At 31.0% G+C, this 22120-nt stretch carries 26 protein-coding genes and 1 pseudogene; 19 read left to right on the top strand and 8 right to left on the bottom strand.

Going from position 1 to position 22120, the window contains the following annotated elements:
• The 8 genes from fabD to AAID94_08480 all read left to right on the top strand — a co-directional run bounded on the left by fabD (position 1) and on the right by AAID94_08480 (position 5518).
• A complete protein-coding gene (fabD, locus tag AAID94_08515) occupies positions 1-921 on the top strand; it encodes an ACP S-malonyltransferase (GenBank protein ID XAK24801.1) in 921 nt (306 codons plus the stop codon).
• Entirely contained in the window at positions 922-1608 is a 687-nt protein-coding gene (pfs, locus tag AAID94_08510; GenBank protein ID XAK23866.1) for an aminodeoxyfutalosine nucleosidase, read from the top strand.
• Entirely contained in the window at positions 1605-2360 is a 756-nt protein-coding gene (locus AAID94_08505) for a tRNA 2-thiocytidine biosynthesis TtcA family protein (GenBank protein ID XAK23865.1), read from the top strand. Before pfs ends, AAID94_08505 begins: the two co-directional genes overlap by 4 nt.
• A 4-nt stretch (positions 2361-2364) precedes the next feature.
• Complete coding sequence (locus tag AAID94_08500; GenBank protein ID XAK23864.1) at positions 2365-2886, top strand: cysteine hydrolase family protein; 522 nt, start codon at positions 2365-2367, stop codon at positions 2884-2886.
• On the top strand, positions 2886-3500 hold the full coding sequence (recO, locus tag AAID94_08495; GenBank protein ID XAK23863.1) for a recombination protein RecO: 615 nt from the start codon (positions 2886-2888) through the stop codon (positions 3498-3500). The genes AAID94_08500 and recO overlap by 1 nt, the downstream gene beginning before the upstream one ends.
• Positions 3497-3904 carry an rRNA maturation RNase YbeY gene (gene ybeY / locus AAID94_08490; GenBank protein ID XAK23862.1) on the top strand — a complete coding sequence of 136 codons (408 nt, stop codon included), beginning with the start codon at positions 3497-3499 and terminating at the stop codon, positions 3902-3904. Before recO ends, ybeY begins: the two co-directional genes overlap by 4 nt.
• A 130-nt stretch (positions 3905-4034) precedes the next feature.
• Complete coding sequence (locus AAID94_08485) at positions 4035-5237, top strand: hypothetical protein (GenBank protein XAK23861.1); 1203 nt, start codon at positions 4035-4037, stop codon at positions 5235-5237.
• Positions 5238-5272: 35 nt separating this feature from the next.
• Positions 5273-5518 carry a hypothetical protein gene (locus AAID94_08480; protein XAK23860.1) on the top strand — a complete coding sequence of 82 codons (246 nt, stop codon included), beginning with the start codon at positions 5273-5275 and terminating at the stop codon, positions 5516-5518.
• On the opposite strand, the pseudogene AAID94_08475 reads toward AAID94_08480, so the two are convergent.
• A pseudogene (locus AAID94_08475) lies at positions 5490-5781 on the bottom strand (hypothetical protein). The gene AAID94_08480 and the pseudogene AAID94_08475 sit on opposite strands and share 29 nt — an antisense overlap.
• A 132-nt stretch (positions 5782-5913) precedes the next feature.
• On the opposite strand from AAID94_08475, the gene AAID94_08470 reads away from it, so the two are divergent.
• From AAID94_08470 to AAID94_08445, 6 genes are read left to right on the top strand one after another with little or no spacing between them, the layout of a single operon-like run.
• Positions 5914-6561 carry a hypothetical protein gene (locus AAID94_08470; protein XAK23859.1) on the top strand — a complete coding sequence of 216 codons (648 nt, stop codon included), beginning with the start codon at positions 5914-5916 and terminating at the stop codon, positions 6559-6561.
• Complete coding sequence (locus AAID94_08465; protein ID XAK23858.1) at positions 6558-7346, top strand: hypothetical protein; 789 nt, start codon at positions 6558-6560, stop codon at positions 7344-7346. The genes AAID94_08470 and AAID94_08465 overlap by 4 nt, the downstream gene beginning before the upstream one ends.
• A gap of 35 nt (positions 7347-7381) precedes the next feature.
• Positions 7382-8374, top strand: a complete 993-nt coding sequence (locus AAID94_08460; GenBank protein ID XAK23857.1) for a hypothetical protein — start codon at positions 7382-7384, stop codon at positions 8372-8374.
• A gap of 19 nt (positions 8375-8393) precedes the next feature.
• Positions 8394-8990 (top strand): hypothetical protein, encoded by a 597-nt coding sequence (locus AAID94_08455; protein ID XAK23856.1) that lies wholly within the window; start codon positions 8394-8396, stop codon positions 8988-8990.
• A gap of 15 nt (positions 8991-9005) precedes the next feature.
• Complete coding sequence (locus AAID94_08450) at positions 9006-9701, top strand: hypothetical protein (protein ID XAK23855.1); 696 nt, start codon at positions 9006-9008, stop codon at positions 9699-9701.
• Between the two features lie 35 nt (positions 9702-9736).
• Positions 9737-10972 (top strand): hypothetical protein, encoded by a 1236-nt coding sequence (locus AAID94_08445; GenBank protein XAK23854.1) that lies wholly within the window; start codon positions 9737-9739, stop codon positions 10970-10972.
• 20 nt (positions 10973-10992) lie between these two features.
• Here the strand turns inward: AAID94_08445 and AAID94_08440 are convergent, their stop codons facing one another.
• From AAID94_08440 to bamA, 7 genes are read right to left on the bottom strand one after another with little or no spacing between them, the layout of a single operon-like run.
• Entirely contained in the window at positions 10993-11919 is a 927-nt protein-coding gene (locus tag AAID94_08440) for a tRNA-dihydrouridine synthase (GenBank protein XAK23853.1), read from the bottom strand.
• Entirely contained in the window at positions 11916-12902 is a 987-nt protein-coding gene (locus tag AAID94_08435) for a hypothetical protein (protein ID XAK23852.1), read from the bottom strand. Before AAID94_08435 ends, AAID94_08440 begins: the two co-directional genes overlap by 4 nt.
• On the bottom strand, positions 12899-13252 hold the full coding sequence (gene dksA / locus AAID94_08430; protein XAK23851.1) for an RNA polymerase-binding protein DksA: 354 nt from the start codon (positions 13250-13252) through the stop codon (positions 12899-12901). The genes AAID94_08435 and dksA overlap by 4 nt, the downstream gene beginning before the upstream one ends.
• An 11-nt stretch (positions 13253-13263) precedes the next feature.
• Positions 13264-13713 carry a 23S rRNA (pseudouridine(1915)-N(3))-methyltransferase RlmH gene (locus AAID94_08425; protein ID XAK23850.1) on the bottom strand — a complete coding sequence of 150 codons (450 nt, stop codon included), beginning with the start codon at positions 13711-13713 and terminating at the stop codon, positions 13264-13266.
• Position 13714: 1 nt separating this feature from the next.
• Positions 13715-14557, bottom strand: coding sequence for an acetyl-CoA carboxylase, carboxyltransferase subunit beta (gene accD / locus AAID94_08420; GenBank protein ID XAK23849.1), 843 nt, complete (start codon positions 14555-14557; stop codon positions 13715-13717).
• A 14-nt stretch (positions 14558-14571) separates the two neighbouring features.
• Complete coding sequence (locus tag AAID94_08415; protein ID XAK23848.1) at positions 14572-15288, bottom strand: inositol monophosphatase family protein; 717 nt, start codon at positions 15286-15288, stop codon at positions 14572-14574.
• Positions 15288-17504, bottom strand: coding sequence for an outer membrane protein assembly factor BamA (gene bamA / locus AAID94_08410; protein XAK23847.1), 2217 nt, complete (start codon positions 17502-17504; stop codon positions 15288-15290). Before bamA ends, AAID94_08415 begins: the two co-directional genes overlap by 1 nt.
• A 75-nt stretch (positions 17505-17579) precedes the next feature.
• On the opposite strand from bamA, the gene AAID94_08405 reads away from it, so the two are divergent.
• The 5 genes from AAID94_08405 (at position 17580) to thrB (ending at position 22096) form a co-directional block, all read left to right on the top strand.
• A complete protein-coding gene (locus AAID94_08405; protein XAK23846.1) occupies positions 17580-18407 on the top strand; it encodes a prephenate dehydrogenase in 828 nt (275 codons plus the stop codon).
• A 95-nt stretch (positions 18408-18502) separates the two neighbouring features.
• A complete protein-coding gene (locus tag AAID94_08400; GenBank protein XAK23845.1) occupies positions 18503-19876 on the top strand; it encodes a M23 family metallopeptidase in 1374 nt (457 codons plus the stop codon).
• The gene (gene lpxC, locus AAID94_08395; protein XAK23844.1) at positions 19876-20760 is read left to right on the top strand and encodes a UDP-3-O-acyl-N-acetylglucosamine deacetylase; all 885 of its coding nucleotides are present in this window, start codon (positions 19876-19878) and stop codon (positions 20758-20760) included. The genes AAID94_08400 and lpxC overlap by 1 nt, the downstream gene beginning before the upstream one ends.
• Before the next feature lie 11 nt (positions 20761-20771).
• A complete protein-coding gene (locus AAID94_08390) occupies positions 20772-21200 on the top strand; it encodes a tRNA threonylcarbamoyladenosine biosynthesis protein TsaB (protein ID XAK23843.1) in 429 nt (142 codons plus the stop codon).
• A gap of 17 nt (positions 21201-21217) precedes the next feature.
• Positions 21218-22096, top strand: coding sequence for a homoserine kinase (thrB, locus tag AAID94_08385; GenBank protein XAK23842.1), 879 nt, complete (start codon positions 21218-21220; stop codon positions 22094-22096).
• The last annotated feature ends 24 nt before the right edge of the window (positions 22097-22120 follow it).

The raw sequence follows: 22120 nt of genomic DNA, 5'->3' as shown, positions 1-22120 counted from the left end.
ATGAACGCTGTATTTATTTTTCCAGGTCAAGGCTCTCAAAGTCTTGGCATGGGTAAAGATTTTTATGAAAACTCCAAAACCGCAAAAGAACTTCTAGAAAACGCCAGCGATTTTTGTAAAATTGATTTTAAAAATTTATTATTTAATGAAAATGAAGATTTAAACAAAAGTGAATTTACACAACCTGCCATACTCTTAAATTCTTTAATGGCTTATAGTGCTTTGAGCGAATTAAAACCTGATATTAAGGCTAAATTTTCTTTAGGCCATTCTTTGGGTGAATTTTCAGCTTTGGCGATCAATGGTGCTTTTAGCTTTTTAGAAGCAACTATGCTTGTGCATAAAAGAGGGCTTTTTATGCAAGAGGATTGTGCAAAGGTTGAAGCAGGTATGATGGTAATTTTAGGGCTTGATGATAAGAAAGTGGAAGAACTTTGTCAAAAAGCTAGAGATGAAGATAAAAAGATTTTTGCAGCTAATTATAACTGCGATGGGCAAATCGTTGTTGCAGGTTTAAAACCTGATTTAGCAAGCTATGAAAGTGTATTTAAGGAAGCAGGTGCTAAAAGGGCTATGCTTTTAAATATGAGTGTAGCAAGCCATTGTCCGCTTTTAGAAAACGCGTCTAATAAGCTTTGCATAGAGCTTGAAAGAATACTAGAGCCTAATTTTAAAGCCGTGATTTCTAATGCTACAGCTAAAGCTTATACGAGCAAACAAGAAGCTCTTGAGCTTTTAAAAACCCAACTTGTAGCCCCTGTGCTTTATAAACAAAGCATTAAAGCTTGTGAAAATGAAGCAGATTATTTTATAGAATTTGGCGCTAGCGTGCTTAAAGGTTTAAATAAAAAAATCACTTCAAAAGAAACCTATGCTTTAACAAATATGAATGATATAGAAGAATTTTTAAAGGTAATATAAATGAAAATAGCAATTTTAGGTGCAATGAGTGAAGAAATCACTCCTTTGCTTGAAATATTAAAAGATTATACAAAATTAGAATATGCAAATAATACTTATTATTTTGCAAGCTATAAAAACCATGAACTTATTCTTGCTTATTCTAAGATAGGCAAGGTAAATTCTACCCTAAGTGCTAGTGTAATGATAGAAAAATTTGGAGCGCAAGTTTTGCTTTTTACAGGTGTTGCAGGAGCGTTTAATCCTGAGCTTGAGATTGGCGACTTGCTTTATGCGACTAAATTAGCACAATATGATCTTGATATCACTGCTTTTGGGCATCCATTGGGTTTTGTTCCAGGGAATGAAATTTTTATAAAAACAGATGATAAGTTAAACAATCTTGCCTTAGAAGTCGCAAAAGAATTAAATATCAAACTTCGTGCAGGTATTATCGCAACGGGTGATGAATTTATCTGCGATGAGGCAAAGAAAGCAAAAATCAGAGAGATTTTTAATGCCGATGCTTGCGAAATGGAAGGAGCAAGTGTGGCTTTAGTGTGTGATGCTTTAAAAGTGCCTTGTTTTATCTTAAGGGCGATGAGTGATAAAGCCGGCGAAAAGGCAGAATTTGATTTTGATGAATTTGTGATCAATTCAGCTAAAATTTCGGCTAATTTTGTGCTTAAAATGTGTGAAAAATTATGATAAATCTTAGCAAAAAATTAATACGCCAAGTTGCACAAGCTAATGCTAAATTTGGACTCATTAAAGATGGAGATAGGGTTCTTTTAGGGCTTAGCGGCGGAAAAGATTCTTTAGCTTTAGCACATCTTTTAAAAAGAATGCAAGCTCACGCACCTTTTAAATTCGAGCTTGAAGCAGCAACTTTAAGTTATGGTATGGGTGAGGATTACTCGGGGCTTCATGCACATTGTGAGGAGCATGGGATTAAACACAGCGTGATTGATTCAAATATCTATGAAGTTTCAGGCGATACAATAAGAAAAAATTCAAGCTTTTGTAGTTATTTCTCAAGAATGCGTCGAGGTGCTTTGTATACTTATGCTCTTGAAAAAGGTTTTAACAAATTAGCTATCGCACACCATTTAGATGATGCAGCTGAGAGCTTTTTTATGAATTTTATCCATAATGGAGCTTTAAGAACTTTAGCGCCTATTTATCAAAGCAAACGAGGTATTACGGTTATACGCCCTTTGATTTTTGTGCGCGAAAGACAACTTAGAGATAATGCTACGCAAAATGAACTTCAGGTTATAGGAAATGAATTTTGCCCTGGTATGAAACTAAGCGAAAAAAATGTAAAATTTCCACATGCAAGAGAAGAAGCAAAGCAACTTTTAGCTAATTTAGAAAAAGAACATCCTAAGCTTTTTACGAGTTTAAAAACCGCTTTTTCGAATTTGCATACAGAAAGTTTTTGGCTAGAAAAGGCATAATTTGATGAAAAAAGCTTTTGTTTTGGTAGATTATCAAAATGATTTTATCGATGGAAGTTTGGGCTTTGAAAAAGCTTTAAAAATCAAAGAAAATATCCTTAATACTCTCAATCAAATCGATTTTAACACCACACATTTACTTCTTACTTATGATACTCATGATGAGGATTATTTAAGGAGTAAAGAAGGGTTAAATTTGCCTATTGAGCATTGTATAAAAGACAGTTTGGGTTGGCAAATGCCTAAAGAATTTACACCCTTTTTGCAAAAAGCTCATAAGGTTTTTCATAAAAATACTTTTGGAAGTTTAGAATTTGCAAATTTTATCGCAAAAAGTGAATACGAAGAAATTCATTTTGCAGGACTTGTTTCTCATATTTGCGTCTTTTGTAATATCATTTTAGCTTTTAGCGCGAAGCCAAATTCAAGACTTATACTCCATCAAAATTTAAGTGCAAGTTTTGATGAAAATTTAGAAAAATCCGCTTTTGATCTACTTAGAGCTTATGGCATTGAAATACTTTAATGCAAGGCTTTATACTTCATACGCAAAAAGTAAAAGATGAGGATTTGATTGTTTATATTTTAAGCCCTAAAGAGCTTGTTAAGGCGTATCGTTTTTATGGGCTTAGACATTCTAGTATTTTAAATGGTTATAAAATTGATTTTGCTTTAGATGAAAATCCTAGCTTTTTGCCAAGACTTAAGGATGTTTTGCATTTGGGTTTTGTATGGATTATGGATCGTGAAAAAATGCTGATTTGGCAGGAATTTATCCGTCTTCTATATCATCATTTAAAAGATGCTCAAGTACTTGAAAGTTTTTATTTTGAGCTTTTAGATGAATGTGTAAAGCGTTTTGAAAAGCAAAATCCCAAGCGCGTGATTGTGGATGCTTATCTTAAGATTTTAGAATTTGAGGGGAGACTCCATCAAGAATTTAGATGTTTTGCTTGTGATGAAAGCATAGAAAATCCCATCACTTTAATCCGTGCTTTTTTACCTTCGCATCACACTTGTGCTTTAGGTTATGCATTTGAAAAGCAGAAATTAAAAAATTTTTATGAAAGTAAAAATTGTGCGATTTTTGGCGATGAAGAAATAGGGAATTTGTATCAATTGATCAAGGAGGGTTTATGATATTAAGTGATGAAAAATGCGAATTTTTAGAGCCTATAGCAAGTTTTTTAAGCTCTAAGGATGTGGAACTTGTTTTTGTAGAAAGTAAGGAAATGCAAGAGATTAACTTAGAGCAAAGAAAGCAAGATAAAACCACCGATGTGCTTTCTTTTCCACTTGAAAATATCGATGAGAGCTTGCCTTTGGGTTCTGTTGTGATTAATATAGATTTGGCAAAACAGAAAGCTAAAGAGTTAGGACATAGTTTTGAAGAGGAAGTAAGCTTGCTTTTTATCCATGCCATGCTTCATTTGCTTGGATTTGATCATGAGGTAGATAATGGAGAAATGAGAGAAAAAGAAAAAGAGCTTATAGAACACTTTAATTTGCCCAAAAGTTTGATTATAAGGACTTTGGAAGATTAAGTAAGATTTTTTTCTTTAGACACTAGAAGACTTGTGCTTTATATTTTAAATATATGAGTAAAAATACTTATGAAAAAATCATTTTTGCCGATTTATCTTGTAAATGAAACTTTATTTACAAGGTGGCAAAATGATTAATGGTATAAATTCTTATTCAAACTACAACTATACAAACACTTTTAGCAATAATACTTCAAATACAAAATCATCTAATGTTACAAATGATAATTCAAACCTTGTAAGCGATAAATCACAAGCAGTAAGTAAAATGCTAGGCTATGGTGTAGATAAAGATGGCTTTTTTACAAGTGATTTTAACGAAGCTGCAGGATTGCCAAAAGATTATAAGATTTTTGCAGAGGGTTTAAATAATTTTGTAAATAGCTTTCTTAAAAGACAACCTTTTTACTCGCAAATAGACATTGCCGAAACTATAGGAAATACTTATAATTCTTTTTCATCTTTCGTAAAAGATAATGGATTAGGAGAAAATCTTAAAGAACAAGATTTACAAAATTTACCACAAAAAGATGGAATAAATTATTGGCAAGAGCTACAAAGTGGTAATGCTTTCATTTGGAAACTTGTTGATGAAAATGTAGCTGACTTAGGTTCAAACAAATATCAAATACAAAATGGAGAAATATCCAAAGGTGGTGCCTTAGTTGCTTTTTTTACAAATAATCTTAGCTTTGTTGAAGGAAAAACTACTTTATTAGGTAAATTAGCTGGACTTAATAGCAATACAGACAATGATAAAATAAAAGAATTTTTATCCTTTATGAATGCAAATCCTTTAAAATACTCTTATGAACAAGAAGGTTGGGGCAATCCTATGGGAGATAGTTTATCTATATGGAATTATATGAATAGAGCCAAGAATTTAGGAAATGATAAACTCACTAAAACTATTGAAAATTTAGGAAAAGAATATAATCAATTAATCAATGCTGATATGAGTTTAGAAGAATTTAAAACTAAATATCTTGATTTCAAACAAAGACACGATGAGTTTGTAAAATCACTAGAAGAAGCAGAAAAGGCAAAAGGTATAGATTATAATAATCCTACAAAAAGCACAAATAACAAAGAGACTTCAGAAGAAGACAAAGAAAAGCCTTTTAAACCTATACAAGGTGAAAGTAAAAGCGAAACCTACAAAGATGATAATAAAATGAATGAGCTTTTAAAAAAGCTACTAGAAACTAAATTTGGCACAAGCGATGAGCTAGAAATTCTTTTTGGTATGAAATTTAGTGATGATGATACAGGAGAATTTAATAAAATTCTTTCTTTAAATTCTGCACCAAAAAGCATAGATATTAAGGCTTAAAAATATAAAAATTTAAATTATAAAAAGGATTAAAAATGATAGGTATCAACTCAACTTTCAATAACTCCTTTGTCAATCTTAATATTAAAAACAATAACAACTCTTCCTTAAATTCAAACACTTCAAATAATAGTGTAAAAAATTTACAAGATACCCAAGACACTACTAAAACAAACAATAAAGTCTTAGGTTATGAAGTAGATAAAGATGGCTTTTTTACAAGTGAATTTAATAAAGCAGCAGGATTGCCAATCTTGCATAGCTTCCACCGCCTGAAATAAGCATGTCAAACTTAGGTGTTAGGGTGTAAATGAAAGTTTGAGTTAAAAATACTTGCTTTGTATCATTCCAAATTGTAGGATCTCCGCCTATTGTTATATTAGGATAAAGAGAATACGAATTTGTATTTCTTGTGCTAAGTAAAGAAAAGCTTGTAATACTTCTTAAGCCTATTTGCTTTTTAAATAAACCATCTATACTTAGTTCATCACTAGCAAAAAACACAACTGACTAAAACCATAAATGTTAAATAAATCTTTTTTATTATTGCCTTTCTAAATATTTTTAAAAATTTTTATTCAAAATAGTAAATATTTCAAAATAAAAATCCGATTTTAATATATAATTTGTGATATTATTCAAATAAAGAGTAAAATAGTTAAGAAAAGGAGAAGTTATGCTAAAGAAAATATCAAGCGCTTTGATTTTAGGTTCTTTATTGGTAAGTTCTGCTTTTGCTAGGGATTTTTTAGCTAAGGTTAGTAATGGTGCTTTAAGTGATAATTCTCAAGGGGTTAAAGCTCTTAATTTAGATGAGATGAAACAAGTTAAGGGTGGGTATAGAGTTAGTTTTAAGCTAGTTGCAAATGATGAGCTTTTAGCTTTTGCCAAAACTACACCGAGTGAAATAGGATACTATACAGATAACAATGGCGATACATATTATTGGAATAGTCAGGGATTAAGGCGATTTGGTGGAATGTGTGGTATAGAAGTCACAAATTGTATGGTAAATAATAAACATACATATGCTAACCAAAAAAGACTTTGGGAAACTATGAGCATAGTAGGCGATGATCCATATCACTATTATCTTGGTTATACAGTAAAAAGAAATATAGGTGTATCAAATTTAGGACAAAGATTTGTATATTTTTCCTATGGCGTAGCTGTTATTAATGAGCAATTAGGTTCTTGGTATAGGGTGAATTCAAGTGTTGTTTTAAATAATTACCAAGTTATTAAAGAAATTAGTTCCAAATATAAAAATGATATGGAAATGGCTCTTAGTGGTAATTATTCGAGATATAGAAATAAACCATGATAAATAGTATAAATTCAAATTTAAACTATAACTATAATACTTCAAATTTTAAGCAAGATAAAAATATTGACTTTAAAATAAACAAGCATGGAGTAGCTGTTGTAACAGGAGAAAGTGCTTTGCCTTATCGTGGAAAAAAATTTGAGTATAATCCTAAAATATTCGGACTTGATGAAAATATTAGCAAAAAAGATATGCAAGAATTTAATAACTTTATGAAGTCAAATGCTTTAAAAGATCCAAATAAAATAGAAAAGTCTTCACTTAAAAATCTTGGTAAAGATGATAATTGGGATATAAAAGATGAAGATATTAAATTGATGAACTTTTCTTCTTACTCTCAAATGTTTAATCTTGGATCTGATATTGCTATAAAAGCATCTAATTTTAGGAATGAATTTAATAAACTTTTACAAGAAGATTTAACCCTAGAAGAATTTAAAACTAAATATCTTGACTTCAAACAAAGACACGATGAGTTTGTAAAAGAATTTGAAATGGCTATGGGCGATAAAATGCTACTTGCTAATAATAATGATATTAGTATGCAAGAAGACAAAGAAAAGCCATTTAAGCCTATACAAGCAGAAAGTAAAAACAAAGAAACTTACAAAGATGATAATAAAATGAATGAGCTTTTAAAAAAGCTACTAGAAACTAAATTTGGCACAGGTGATGAGCTAGAAATTCTTTTTGGTATGAAATTTAGCGATGATGATACAGGGGAATTTAATAAATTTCTTTCTCAAAACACTTCGGCAAAAATTATAGATATTAAGGCTTAAAAATATAAAAATTTAAATTATAAAAAGGATTAAAAATGATAGGTATCAACTCAACTTTCAATAACTCCTTTGTCAATCTTAATATTAAAAACAATAACAACTCTTCCTTAAATTCAAATACTTCAAATGCTAATGTAAAAAATTTACAAGATACCCAAGACACTACTAAAACAAGCAATAAAGTCTTAGGTTATGAAGTAGATAACGAGGGTTATTTTACAAGTGAATTTAATAAAGCAGCAGGAATTCCTGAGGATATAAAAATTCATTCTAGCACTATGGAAAGCTTGGTAAAAATATCTACAAATGAAAAAAATCCATTTAGAGCTTTTGAGAGTATAGACATTGCTAAAACCGTAGGAAATGCCTATAAAATTTTAAGCCAAGTTGTAGGCGAAGATGTGCTAAATTCTAAAGATAGCTTTAGCTTAGAAGAGATAGCCAACTTCCCACAAGGCTATGAATTTAATCGCCAAACTATGCAAGTAACGAAAATTTATAATTCTGCTACGGATTATTTAAATGCTGATATAGATTTTGATTATGAAAATACAACTGATACAAAAATAAACAAATTGTTTTTTAATACTACTGAAAATCTTATGAAAGGAAATTCTGCCACAGATATTTTTAATAATAATAATGGCGGTGAAGAAAATATTAATACAGGCGTATTTTTTGATACGACACCAAGCAAATACACTAATAAAGATGGCATTATTACTAAAGGTGGGCTTTTAGTAGCTATTATAAATGAGAATATCTATACTAGAGAAGGAGAGGCTACGCGTCAAGGAAAAACCGAAGGCTTTGATAAGTCTATGAGTGGTGAAGAAGTCAAAAAAGCTTGGAATGATAGAAACTATAATTTAAAGTTAAATCCAAATAATATAGTTCAAGGTGCTGGTATTGTCGATACAAATAATGAAAATATAGAATTTACACCTTTAATTGAAATAATGCAAAAAGAGCAAAAAGAATTAATAAAATACTTACAGAGAAAACAAAAAATTGATATAACAATTTAAATCACATTAAGGAGAAAGTATGCTAAAGAAAATATCAAGCGCTTTGATTTTAGGTTCTTTATTGGTAAGTTCTGCTTTTGCTGTGGATTTTTTAGCTAAAGTTAGTAATGGTGCTTTAAGTGATAATTCTCAAGGGGTTAAAGCTCTTAATTTAGATGAGATGAAACAAGTTAAGGGTGGGTATTTAGTCGGTTTTAAATTTTTTAAAGATCGTCCAAATTTAATTTCAGAAGTTTATGCAATTGCAGATTTTTCAGAATACGAACTTAGCAATCTTAACAAGGGTCTATGTGGTGCAGGATATGAAAAATGCTCAAACCCTAGTAGAGATAGATTAATTTCTTGGTTGCAAGCGAGTGCTAATTCCCCTGCTGAATATCGTCCTGTATATAAGGTAAAAAGACAAATAAAATACTCAAATTTAGGACAGCCTTATGTTTTATTTACTTATGGAGTCGGTGTTTATAATGTAAAGAATGGACAAATATATCAATATAATTCTAGTCCTATGTTAAATAATAATACAATCATGAGAGAAATTGCTTATAAATATCAAAATTCTATACAAGATGCTATGGGTGGTTGGAATCCAAGATATTTTAATAAAATATCATAAAAAAAGGGGTTTTCTATGGTAAATTTTGATACTCAATATACAAATATTAATTATCTAAGCAATAACACGAACAATAAAAAATCTGTGCTTAAAAACGATGATGATTATTTTAATTCCGTGATAAAAAAATTTAATTTCTCTGAAAAAACCAAAGAAGAACAAGGATATAATGGATCTCCTGATGTAAAAGAAGTAGAAAACTCTTTATATAAAAGATATATGGAAGATAAACTAAGCAAGGATGAAATAAAAATACTTAATAAATTTGGCACAGACTATCTTACAGAAGGCGTAGATTTGTCCGCACTTCATAAACGAAAAGTTGATCTTTTAAAAACTCTTACAAGCATGAATGAATTTGAGAAAATATGGGGTGCTGAAAGGGCGCAAAGAGAAAAACAATTTTTTAATGAACTTGGTAAGCCGCTTACTCAAGAAGATATAGATAAGTTCTTAGCTAATAAAAACAATCAAAAAGAAGACAAAGAAAAGCCATTTAAACCTATACAAGCAGAAAGTAAAAACAAAGAAACTTACAAAGATGATAATAAAATGAATGAGCTTTTAAAAAAGCTACTAGAAACTAAATTTGGCACAGGTGATGAGCTAGAAATTCTTTTTGGTATGAAATTTAGCGATGATGATACAGGGGAATTTAATAAATTTCTTTCTCAAAACACTTCGGCAAAAATTATAGATATTAAGGCTTAAAAATATAAAAATTTAAATTATAAAAAGGATTAAAAATGATAGGTATCAACTCAACTTTCAATAACTCCTTTGTCAATCTTAATATTAAAAACAATAACAACTCTTCCTTAAATTCAAATACTTCAAATAATAGTATAAAAAATCTACAAGACACCCAAGACACTACTAAAACAAACAATAAAGTCTTAGGCTATGGCGTAGATAAAGATGGCTTTTTTACAAGCGATTTTAATAAAGCAGCAGGATTGCCAAAAGATTATAAGATTTATGCTAAAGGTGCTGAAAATTTTGTTAATTATATCACTAACCTTAATTTTAAATCTTTTACCAATATAGATATTGCCAAAAGTTTAGGTAATGCTTATAAGGTTTTTTCACAGCTTATTGATGAACCGAGTGGAAATTTTACTACTGAAGATTTAAGCAAAATCCCTTTAGGATTTTCTTATGATAAAAAAAGCTTTCAGGTAGAAAATATCTATCAAACCCAAAAAGAGTTTGATAGTGTTTTAAGTGCAAACAATAATTTACAAATTTATCAAAGTCCTAAACAATTGGCGTTAAGTTTTCCAAGTTGGAATGAAAATTCTCCTAACGATTACACTAAAAAGAATAGCGATATATTTGCTCCAAGTTCCCACATAGATATTGGAGCATCATTTTATAAAAATGATAATGGTTCTATAAATAAAGGTGGTGTTTTAATGGCATTCTTTGCAGGTATGTCAGGACAAAATCCTCTTATAGAAGGTGAAACAACCATAGCAGGAAAACTTAATGGCTATGATAAAAATATAAGCCAAAGTCAAGTAGAAGATTTAAATGAATTTATAAAACAAAATCCTATCAAATACGGCATAACAGGAGATATAGGAACAGATTTTATAAATGTTTTAAAACTTAAAAACAATATTAGCGATATAGATGAATTTAAAAAACAATGGCTAGAAATGAAAGCCAAAAGTGATGAAATGGGAGAAGTATATAAAGCCGAGATAGCAAAGCAAAAAGAAGTTATTTCATCGCAAGAGACTTCAGAAGAAGACAAAGAAAAGCCTTTCAAGCCTATACAAGCAGAAAGTAAAAGCGAAACCTACAAAGATGATAATAAAATGAATGAGCTTTTAAAAAAGCTACTAGAAACTAAATTTGGCACAAGCGATGAGCTAGAAATTCTTTTTGGTATGAAATTTAGTGATGATAACACAGGAGAATTTAATAAAATTCTTTCTTTAAATTCTACACCAAAAAGCATAGATATTAAGGCTTAAGATTTTTTAAATTATAAAAATCAAGTTAAACTAAAAAATTCTTCTATTTTTTTTCGCATTTCTTCGACATTGTCGATGCGATTAACACTATCTCTAAAGGCTGAAGCATCTTTATGGCCTTTGGAATACTCGTGTAAATGTTTACGAAATATACTCACACCTTGATCTTTATAGTGTTTTATCATTTCGTCAAAATGAGTGAGTATGATTTCTTTTTTGAGTTTTTCATCTACATTTTTACCACTTTTGATTTCATAAAATATCCAAGGATTTCCCACACTTGCACGCCCTATCATAAGTCCATCACATTTTGTGATCTCATAAACCTCTTTAGCATTTTGAGCATTGATATCACCATTTGCGATCACAGGAATTTTCACGCTTGCTTTAGCACTAGCAATAGAGTCATAATCCGCTTTTCCACTATAAAGCTGCTTTCTTGTGCGTCCGTGAATGCTTACAAAGTCCACGCCCAAACTTTCGCAAATTTTAGCCATTTTTTCGGGATATTTTTCATTAAAGCCTAAGCGAAATTTAACACTTGTAAGGTTTTTTTTATTGTTTTCTTTAATCACTCCCACAAGGCTTTTAAAAAGCTCTAAATTTTCTAGCAGAGCACTTCCTGCACATTGTTTGACGACTTTATTTACAGGACAGCCACAATTAAAGTCAATGCCATCTACAAAATCCATTTCATTAAGCATTTGAACTGCTTTTTTAAGCACTTCTTTATCACCCCCTGCAATTTGGACTATATAAGGGTTTTCAAGTTCGGCTCTTTCTAGCATATGTAAGGTTTTGGAGCTTTCATAAACCAAAGCATTGGAGCTTATCATTTCACTTATCGTGATATCTGCACCAAATTTTTTTACCACATTGCGAAAAGGCAGGTCCGAAAAACCCGCCATAGGAGCTAAAAATAAAGGCTTTTTGCTAAAATCTATCATTGTATAAGCTGATTTAAATCGATTTTGATATTTTTTTCACGCAGGGTTAAAAAGGCTTTAAAATCATTGAATTTTTTGTCATCATTATGAATTTGCTCTCTGAGTTCATCTAAAAGTCCAAATTCAGCCAAAAGATATAAATACGCTCTTAAAGCTTCACCTTTTTCATTTTTGATTTTGTTAAAAATTCCTATAAGTGCATCAGGATTTAAAAGCTTAGTACTTAGTTTTGCTATATCAAGATAGTCTTTTTCGCCAAGGATATTGTGAGAAAGTAAAACTTCATATTCGGCAGTATTAAGCTCTAAATTTCCTTCTTTAAAACGCTTGATGAGTGTAAGGATATGACAAGGTTTTTTTGTGATTTTGATATTTTTAATTTGCTCATAAGTTCCTTTTTTTATCAAACTTTCAAAAGCCAGATCTTGGAATTCGTCTTGAGTTTGACTAAGGTTTTTGATTTTGGAATAAGCATAATTTATATCATTTTTGATATGATTTTTTTCATTTTCTAGAAATAAGATATTATTATTTTCGAGTTTAAATTTGTTAAGATTGAAGTATTCTTCTTTTTTAATGCCGTCTATAAGATCTAAAATTTCATTGATTTTATTTGTATTAGGGATTTTTTCATGTGTTTTTAGGGTTTTAGCTAGCTGTGCTACTTGTCTAAATTCCTTTGTTTGAAAGCTGATATTTGATTCTTTTTCTAAAAGAAGGTCGCGGGTAAAATTTTCAAATTTGGTAGAATCTTTGAAAAAATGCTTAAATTTTAAAGTGAGTAAAAAATAATAAAAACCCATATGAATGATGGCAAAAAACACTAAAGGTATCAAAGGTAAAATAAGCCATATCATTATAGGTAGCTCGAAGCTATATGTATTGAAATTTAAAGTATAATTTCCTAATTCTAAATACCAAGCAAGAGCAAATATAAGAGCTATATAAATAAAGCTTGCTATAAAAAATAATCTAATTCTCATAACTCTCCTTTTTCTAAATTTTCGCGGCATACGATGCAGTATTTTGCATGAGGTTTGATTTTAAGTCTTTCTATGGCGATTTCTTCATCGCAAGATTCGCATATTCCATAAGTGCCATCTTTGATTTTTTCTAAAGAATCTTCTATTTCCTCTAATTCTTGTTTTAAATTAGCACTGATAGCAAAATCAATTTGCGATCCTGTTTCAATAACAGAAAAATCCACACTATCACTTGGGACGCTATTATGTAAGGCTTCAATTTCTTTAGAATTGCTTTGCAAATTTTCCAATATAGTTTTTTTTCTATTTTCTAAGATAGTTTTAAAAACTTGTATTTCATTCTTTTTCATTGTTTAACCTTTTATTTGTGATAAGGATGATTTGAGTTGATACAAAAAGCACGATAAATTTGTTCTAAAAGTAAAATTTTTACAAATTGATGTGCTAAGGTGAGTTTGCTTAATGAAAGTCTAAAATCTAAACTCTGGCTGAATTCATCCCTTAGGCCATAAGCACCACCTATAAAAAAATTTAAATTATTTTTATCTGCTATGAGTTTTGCAAATTCTACGCTTGTAAGCTCCTTGCCTCTTTCATCAAGAACTATGCAAAAGCCTTTTGTATAAGGAGCAAATGCCTCTTCATAGCTTAATTTAGCAGCTTGTGCATTTAAATTTTGTGCAGCAGCTATTTTTTTATTAAAGAGATTGTGTTCTTTAAGATCTGCAAATTTGGAGATAAGTTTTGCGTACTTCTCACCCCAAATTTTAAATTCATCGTTTTTTTGTATGTGAAAAATATTAACTTGCAAGTTATTTTCCACAAAAGAATTTAAGAGTATCGCTAAGGTATTTTTTCATATCTGAACGCTCTACTATCGCATCTATGAGTCCATGTTCGAGTAGAAATTCAGCTTTTTGGAAGCCTTCGGGTAAATCTGCGCCTATGGTTTGTTTAATTACTCTTGCTCCTGCAAAACCCACCAAAGCGCCTGGTTCAGCGATGATTAAATCCCCAAGCCAAGCGAAAGAAGCGCTCACGCCACCCATAGTAGGATCGGTTAATACACTGATATAAGGGAGTTTTTCTTTGCTTAAAAGTTTTAAAGCAGCACTTGTTTTACTCATTTGCATTAAAGAATAAGTACTTTCTTGCATTCTAGCTCCACCGCTTGCACTCACAATAACAACAGGAGTTTTATCTGTGATGGCTCTTTGGATTGCCCTAACGATTTTTTCGCCTTCTACAGAGCCTAAAGATCCTCCCATGAAAGAAAAATCAAATACTACAAGTTGAGTTTTAAGGCCATCTATAAGGCATTCTCCACTAATGACCGCAGATTTTCTACCGGTTTTGCTTTCACCCTCGCTTAAGCGTTTTTTATAGGACTTGCTATCAACAAATTTGAGCGGATCTATGGCTTCTAAATTTGCATCATATTCAACAAAGGTATTTTCATCACTTAGGAGTTTTATCCTATCCATAGGAGAAATTCTCATATGATAAGAACATTTAGGGCATACATTAAAACAAGATTCTATTTCTTTATAATACATTAAAGCATGACAACTCTGGCATTTTACCCAATGATTTGGAGCTTCTTTGGTGCTGGGTTGTTGTCTTCTGATTTTTGAAAAAATATCTGCAAAATTCATAATAATTCACCTAATTATTTTAAAAATTCCAAGATTATATCAAAAATTTTCTTATCTTTACTTATGAGAAGGAAATTTTCATTGTTTTCTATATATAAATTTTTACACAACATTAAAGCTCCTGCAGTATCAAAGACTCGAGTTTTTCCTAAAACTAAAACAAAACTAAAATACGGAGCATAAGCAATGCTTAAAGCTGTAGCACCCAAAGAGCGAAATTTAAGCTTATTTTTCGCGAGGTAATTGATAAGATTTGGGCAAAGTGTTATTTTTTCTACGATCCCAATTTGAGAAAAACGATTAGGCAAAAAAGGAGAATAATTAGGATTGAAAAGATTTGATTTTAAATTTTTATTATCATCAAAAATTAAAATTTCATTATTGGCTAGATTGCAAATAAAAGCACTTTGGGCTTCTTCATCTTTAAAAAGTGCTGCAGATGTCCCATAAAAGGGTATTTTAGAGACAAAGTTTGAACTTCCATCTAAGGGATCAAGAATGATTTTATAAGGACTATTTTCTCCGATCAAGCCACTTTCTTCGGAAAAAATTTGGCCTAAATCACTAAGATATTCTGTAAAGATTTTTTCACATTTTAGATCAAGCTTATAGCTTTGATTATTATCAAAGCCAAGATCAGGAGAAAACTCAAGATCGCTTTCGCAAATATTATTAAGATACTTGCTAATTTGTAAATTTGCTTTTAGGCAAGCATCTAGAAATTGTTTCATTAAAAGCGTGTTCCTAGGTTAAATTCAAAAGTATTGGTATCATCGCCTTTTTTATCATTGAGCGGTTTAGCAAATACAAGTTGTAATGGCCCAATAGGAGTGATCCATTCTATACCTAAACCTGTACTCATTCTTTGAATTTCATCTAGATTTTTATTTCCTATCATACCATAATCAAAAAATACACTACCGCGAAGTTTAATTCTATCGATTAAAGGGAAGCTAAGTTCTACGGAATTTGCAAAAGCTATGGTTCCACCCACTTCATCTCCCCACTCATTCTTAGGACTTACAGTTCTACTTTCAAAACCGCGAAGAGAGCGAATACCACCTAGATAAATTCTTTGATTGATTGGAAGATAGCCCTCATCCCAAACTTTATAAAAACTTGCTTTATAACGATAAATAAGATCATAGCCTATATAGTCTTCCAAACCTTGATAAAAGTTAAATTTTGTACTTGATGAAAGGAATTCTTGATCTCCTCCAAGTCCTGCATACTCTAGGCTTGTTGAAGCGATAATACCTTTTCTTGGGAGATAATAATCATCAGTGTTGTTAAAAGTAATAGCAGGGGTTACAGAGCTTTTTATAGTTTTGCCAAGCTCATAACCTGTTCTTAAAAGTGTTGGGCTTAGATGATAGATATCACTTTGCTCAAGATTGTAAGTTAAACTTACATTATAATATCTTGCAAACTGGCGTCCTAGGGTGATATCAAAACCATAATTTTTTTCAGAGTAATTATCCCATTCATAATCATTAGAATAAAGCGTTCCGCCTAAGCTGTATTGACTATCAAGAATGCGTGGGTTTATAAGACTGATTCTTCCTGATAAGGTATCATCACTTTTATCTACGCTAACAGAGCTTTTAATACCTGAACCAAAAATATTGGTATCTGATAATGATGCATTGAGCAATAAGCCATCGCTTGAACCATAGCCAATACCTCCTGAAATAGCACCCGTAGAAGCTTCTTTAACATTGACAATTAAGTCTATATGTGTATCATCTACTTTTTCTTCTTTGATTTCTACATCATCAAAATAAGACGTTCTTCTTAAAGCATTTGTAGATTCGCTTAAATCGGTGCGATTGTATAAATTTCCTTCAGTGATATAAAGTTCGCGACGAACTACTCTGTCAACTGTGCGAGAATTTCCCGAAATGATAACATTTCTTATATAGACTTTATCATGAGGAATGACTTTAAATACAACGGTAGCTTCTTGGGTTTGATCATTTTTTTGAATATCAGGATAAACTTCTGCAAAAGCATAGCCTAAATCAGCACTTTGTGTTTCTATGGTTTTTACATCTTTACGAATATCTTCTATATTAATGAGTTTGCCTTGGGTTGAGCGTAGATTTTCTAAATTTTGCTTATTTTCCTCTTCGCTAAATAAAGGATTTTCTATACTTATGCTTTGAATTTTATAAGGCTTACCTTCTTTGATAAAATAAGTTAGATTAGCTTGATAAGTATCAGTATAGGTTTTAAGATAGGGCGAGGATACTTGCACATCAAGATATCCTTTTTTCATATATTCATCACTGATTCTTGCACTATCATTGCTTAGTTCAAAAATTTTAAGTTTTCCATCATTTCTTCCCCACATCCAGCCCATAAATTCTTTTTCTTTATTGACTATAGCAGGTTCAATATCTGAATACGAAAATTTCTCTGCTCCGCTTAAATTGACATTATTAATGATAATATTTTCTCCGCGATTGACTATAAATTCAAGCTCTAACCCCTCGGTATTTTCTAGAGTTTTTTTTCTGTATTCTACTATGGTATCAAAATAGCTTTTAGCTTCGTAATAAGCTTTGATGCGTTCGCTTGCTTCTTTAGCACTTGCTTCATCAAACAAGGTTCCTCTTTTTATACCCAAAATACTTTCTACTTGCTTTCTATCATTAGATGCAATTCCTGTAATGCTTATTTTAGCTATGCTTGGTTTTTCTGTGACGATGATATTTAAAACACCATTATCTTCTTCTACGGCAATATTTTCGAAATAATTTTGTTTATAAAGGTTAAGTATGGCGGTATTTATTTTATCAAGATTTATTGTTTCGCCGATTTTCAATCCTGTGAGATTTAAAGCACTTGCATTTGAAAGATGATTTAATCCGCTAAATTTAATTTCTTTAATTACTGCTGCATTACTCAGTGCAACCAAGGCACAAATGCTGATGATTTTTTTCATTTATTTTTACCTAAAGCTTTATTAAAAATTTGTATAATAGCAGAAAAAATTTAACAAAGGGATTGAGATAATATTATGAAAGTAGCGATTATAGGGCTTGGATTAATAGGGGGTTCTTTAGGACTTTGCTTAAAAGAAAATAAATTAATTTCTTGTGTGTATGGTTTAGACTCAAATAAAGAAAATGAGCAAGATGCTTTAAAATTAGGACTCGTTCATGAGCTTATAGAATTTGAAAATTTGCATTTATGTGATATGATTTTTATTGCAACACCTGTAAATGCCATTATAGAGATTTTACAAAAATTAGTGGATCTACCTTCAAATATAACTATTATAGAGCTTGGAAGTACAAAAAGAAAAATCATAGAAAAATTACCCGCAAAACTTACCAAACAAACTCTTTTTGCCCATCCTATGGCAGGAACTGAAAATAGTGGTCCAAAAGCAGCTTTTAAAGAGCTTTATAAGGATGCTGTTTGTGTGTTGTGCGATAGTGAAGTGGCTGATGATTTGCACCAAAAAAGAGCAGTGGAAATTTTTTCGCATTTGGGTATGAGGATTGTTTTTATGGATAGCACGGCACATGATCATCATGCTGCTATTATTTCACATTTACCGCATGTGATTAGTTTTTCTTTAGCAAATTTTGTGATGAAAGAGGAGGATAAAAGAAATATCGTTCATTTAGCGGGCGGTTCTTTTAAGGGTATGAGTAGGATTGCTAAATCATCTCCTATCATGTGGGGGAGTATTTTTGAACAAAACAAAGATAATGTTTTAAGCTCCATTGAATTTTTTCAAAAAGAATTAGAATTTTGTAAAAAGATGATTGAAGAGGATAAAAATGAAGAATTAAAGTCTTGGATGCAAAAAGCCAATACTTTAAGAGAAATTTTGTGAAATTTGCTTGATATTTACTGAAATTATAATAAAATTTTTTTAAGTTTTTTAAGAAAAATAAATTTTGTTAAAATAAAAATATATTAGGAAAAAATATGGCAAGAAAAAAGGGAAAATTTTATCTATATCTTTTAATTTTGGTTTTAATTGGTGCTTTAGCGTTTTTTGCTTCAAAAATGAATGGTTTTGAAACGACACCTCCTAAAATCCTTATGCCAGATATCATTTATAGTGATCTTAAAAAACCTATTTCGGTTCATGTAAAAGATGATGAAGGTTTTATTGAAAGTGTTCAAATCTTCTTGCAAAAAGAAGGCAATGGAACAGGTATGCTTATAGTAGATGAAAAAATTCAAAATTCAAATGATATTACCTTGCAAGTTGCTCTACCAAAACTTGCTTATAAAGAAAAAGTAAAATCTTTTATTATGGAGATTAAAGCTAGAGATAATAGTTTTTGGAATTTTTTCAATGGTAATGAAGCCAGTAAAAAAGTCCTTGTTATGATCGATGATAGTGCTCCAAAGGTAAATATATTGAGCAATTCTTATCAGATTGAGCAAGGGGGTGCTGCTAGCGTTGTATTCTCGGCTAGTGATGCGAATTTGGATAAGGTTTATATAGAAACAAATACAGGAAAAATCTTTAAGGCTACTCCTTATTTAAAAGAAGGATATTACGCAGCTCTTATAGCTTGGGATGCAAGAGATGAAGAATTTCGTGCTTATATTATTGCCACAGACAAGGCTGGCAATATAACTAAAGAGCGTATAAGGTATTATTTTGTCAATCGCAAATACCGCGTTTCAAATATCAATCTTACAGATAGATTTTTAGATGGCAAGATAGAAGATTTAGCACAAGAGTATGCACCAAAAGATAATAATTTTACGCGTTTTGAGAAATTTAAATTTGTGAATGAAACCTTAAGAGACAATAATGAAATTTTGATACATAAGATCACTTCAGAAGTCCCTGAAAGTAAAATCGATAATTTTAAAATCGATTTATTTTTACCACTTCGAAATGGTATGAAGGTAGCAGATTTTGCTGATCATAGGTATTATTCTTACAATGGACAATTTGTAAGCGATTCTTATCATATGGGGATTGATTTAGCAAGTGTAGCAGAAGCTCCTATTATAAGCAATAATCCAGGTAAAGTCGTATTTGCAGAAGAAAATGGAATTTATGGACTTAATTTAATCGTCTATCATGGTTTTGGAGTTTATAGTCTTTATGGGCATTGTTCTTCTAAAAATGTTGAAATTGATGAGATTTTAAGCAAAAAAAGTGTAATAGGTAGAACAGGTGTAAGTGGATTGGCTTTGGGAGATCATTTGCACTTTGGTGTTTTGGTTCAAGGTGTTGAAACACGCCCTGAGCAATGGCAAGATAAAAAATGGATAGAAAATAATATTTACAATGTTTTAAACGAAGGTAAAAAAATAATTTTAGGAAAAAATTAATGAAACAATTAACTTTAGCAAAAGCTGTAAAAGGCGTGGGTATAGGGCTTCATAAAGGAGAGCCTATCGAGATTACCCTAGAGCCTTTAGAAGCAAATAGTGGGATAGTTTTTTTTAGAAGCGATTTAAATGCTACTTATAAGGCAAGTCCTGAAAATGTTATCAATACCCAAATGGCAACGGTTTTGGGCGATGAAAGAGGGTTTATTTCCACCATAGAGCATTTAATGAGCGCAATCAATGCTTATGGGATCGATAATGTTCGTATCGTTTTAAATGCCAATGAGGCACCGGTGATGGATGGTTCAAGTATTAGTTTTTGTATGATGCTTGATGAAGCAGGGGTTAAAGAGCTTGATGCACCTAAAAAAATTATGGTGATTAAAAAGCCTATAGAGGTAAGAGATGGTGATAAATATGTGCGTTTAACTCCGACTAAAGAACCGCGTATTAATTATACTATCAAGTTTGATAATGCTGTTATAGGAGAACAAAGTTATAATTTTGAATTCAGCAAGAAAAACTATATAGAAAATATAGCAAGAGCTAGGACTTTTGGTTTTTTAAAAGATGTTCAAGCTCTTAGAGATATGAATTTAGCATTGGGCGGAAGCTTGGAAAATACTATAGTTGTAGATGATAATCGTATTTTAAATCCTGAAGGTTTGCGCTTTAAGGATGAATTTGTAAGACATAAAATTTTAGACGCGATTGGGGATTTGACTTTGCTTGGATATCGTGTTTTTGGAGATTATATTTCATATGCTGGAAGCCATCATTTAAATCATTTACTCACTAAAGAAGTGTTAAAAGATAAAGATGCTTATGAGATAGTGACTCTTGAAAAAGCAAATGAAAAAGCTTATGAAAAGGTTTTTGCATAAAAAATTCATTATTGCTTAATGCTTTATCTAAACCTTTGATGATCGGTGTTTATCAAGATGATAAACTTGTAAAAAGTATAGAGAGCGAAGAAAAGGCAAGTGAGTTTGTGCCAAAAATTTTAAAGATTTTGCTAAAAGAATTTAGCTTTGATGAGTTAATTTATGCTAATGGTCCAGGCTCTTATATGGGGATTAAAATTTCTTATGTAAGTCTTAGCACGCTGAGTATAGTGAAAAATATCCCTCTTTTTGCTATCAGTGCTTTTGAGCTTAACAACAATCAACCCATTGCCGCTCATAAAAATATGTGTTTTGTGAAAAAAGAAGATGAGATCATCTTGGAGGAAAATACAGCTGGAGAGTTTTTTTTACCTCCAAATTTAAGCAAGCTTAATAAAAAAGATGATAATCTACCTTTTTACTTTTTATCTGCAATTTAAAGAATTTAGGAAAAAAATTGAAAATTTTAGTACCTGCTACAAGTGCGAATTTAGGCCCTGGGTTTGATTGTTTGGGATTGAGTTTAGCGCTTTTTAATCATACTATTATCGAGAAGTCAAATTTTTTTAGCATCAGTGTCAATGGCGAAGGAAGTGAGAATTTAAGTCTTAAAAAAAATAATATTTTTGTAAGTATTTTTAATGAAATTTATCAAAGATTAAGCGGTAGGAAAGATCATTTTAGATTTATTTTTGATAATACCATTCCTTTATCTCGCGGACTTGGTAGCTCTTCGGCAGTGATTATCGGCGCTATTGCGAGTGCTTATGAGATGGCGGGTTTTAAAGCAGATAAAGAGAAAATTTTAAATGAAGCGTTAAAATACGAGAATCATCCTGACAATATAGCTCCTGCAGCGCTTGGCGGCTTTGTAGTATCTGTGGTAGAAAATGAAAAAGTTTTCAGTATAAAAAAAGATTTAGATGAAAATTTAAATGCTGTCGTGGTTATACCTAATGTAGCGATGAGTACAGAACAAAGTCGTAATGCCTTGCCTTCGAATTTGAGTTTGAAAGATTGTGTTTTTAATCTTTGCCATTCTTCTTTTCTTACAGCTTGTTTTTTGGAAAAAAAGTATGATTTACTTGCTCTTGCTAGCAAGGATTTATTGCACCAAACGCGTAGAATGCAAAATTTACCCGAGCTTTTTGAGGTGCAAAAATTTGCCCTTGAAAATAAGGCTTTAATGAGCACGCTTTCAGGTTCAGGCTCAAGCTTTTTTAATTTAGCATACAAAGATGATGCAAAGCATTTGGCTCAAAAAATGGAGCAGAAATTTGGACATTTTAAAGTTCTTTGTTTGGAATTTGACAATAAAGGCTTTAAAATTTGCTAAAAAAAGAAAAAAAAAGATATAATT

This window comes from Campylobacter coli, assembly GCA_039516895.1.
In the GTDB taxonomy this organism is placed as follows: domain Bacteria; phylum Campylobacterota; class Campylobacteria; order Campylobacterales; family Campylobacteraceae; genus Campylobacter_D; species Campylobacter_D coli_B.
This window is presented reverse-complemented; position numbering and strand designations above follow the sequence as displayed.